Here is a 1,326-nt window from a genome sequence, read left to right as displayed (position 1 = left end):
ACGCTCTTCAAGGTGCTGACGGGAGAAGTGGCCTCTCAGGGTGGGACCGTCACGTTTGATGGAAGAGACGTCACGGCACTTCCGGCCTATCTTCGCGCGAGAATGGGTTTCGGCCGAACATTCCAGGTTGCCCGCGTGTTCGGCGAGTTGCCGATCTTYACGAACGTCGTCTTGGCGATCGAGGCGCGCAAGATCGGCCTCGGACAATCCTGTGGTCCGTGGTGGGATTGGCGCCCCTCGGGCGAAGTGAAAGAAGAGGCACACACGATCCTTGGCAGCGTGGGGCTGAATGGTCGGCTGGATGAGGACGCGGGTCTTCTATCGCACGGCGACAAGAAGCGGCTCGAGTTCGCCATTGCCCTGGCGGGAAAGCCGCGCATTCTGATGCTCGACGAGCCGACGGCGGGCATGTCGGCTGCGGATCGCAAAAGTACGGCCAACCTGCTGCAGAGGCTGAAGTCGAACGGCGTCACCATTGTCATGACGGAGCACGACATGGACGTCATCTTCGACCTCGCCGATAGGCTGATGGTGTTGAACTACGGAGAGATTGTGAGTTGCGGCGATCCGGCCACCGTGCGCCAGGACGAAATGGTCAAACAGGTCTATCTCGGTAAGGGTACCGGACATGCTTGAAGTTGACGGAGTCAGCGCCTTTTACGGGCAGAGCCACATCCTGCACGACATCAACTTCTCCATCGAAAAAGGCGCGCGCGTCGCCGTTCTAGGCCGCAACGGCGCCGGGAAGAGCACGCTCCTGAAAAGCATCATGAATGCAGGCCCGCGTGTGACGGGCGCCATTCGCTTTCGGTCGCGCTCCCTCGATGGCGCCATGCCCGACGACAGGGTTCGGCACGGATTGACGCTCGTCCCGGAGGATCGGCGTATCTTCAGCCATCTCACGTCTTACGAAAATCTCAAGGTCGCTCAGTACGGTGGGGCGCATGGGCGAGACGCGATTCCGCTCGACACGCTCATCAACCGCTTTCCGATGCTCGTCCCTTTGAGGGATCGGCTCGGCTCGCAGATGAGCGGGGGGCAGCAGCAAATGCTCGCCGTCGCGCGGGGAGTTGCGGCCCGGCCGCATCTGATGTTACTCGACGAGCCCACGGAAGGCCTGGCGCCCGTCATTGTCGCTGACCTTGCACGGGATGTCGTCGCCTGTTGTAACGATTATGGAATTGGCCTTTTGCTTGCGGAACAGAGCATCTGGTTTGCGCGGCAATGCACGGAGCGGGTCTTGGTCCTCGACACGGGAAAAATCGCATTCACCGGCAATTGGCAAGAATTCGACGAGAACGCCGAGCGAATTCAGCGACATCTCGC

2 protein-coding genes are annotated in these 1,326 nt (G+C 60.7%); both read left to right on the top strand.

The genetic code is table 11. The annotated features are described in order from the left end of the window. The coding region (locus AC1DT3_RS21455; protein WP_477467207.1) for an ABC transporter ATP-binding protein at positions 1-636 on the top strand (636 nt) is incomplete at its 5' end. Then, positions 629-1,326: ABC transporter ATP-binding protein (locus AC1DT3_RS21450; RefSeq protein ID WP_477467206.1), on the top strand; the 698-nt coding region annotated here is incomplete at its 3' end. The genes AC1DT3_RS21455 and AC1DT3_RS21450, both read left to right, overlap by 8 nt.

The sequence above is a fragment of the Microvirga sp. P4_G7 genome (assembly GCF_056401005.1).
Note: the sequence above shows the minus strand (reverse complement) of the source record. Positions and strands in the feature narration are given on the sequence as shown.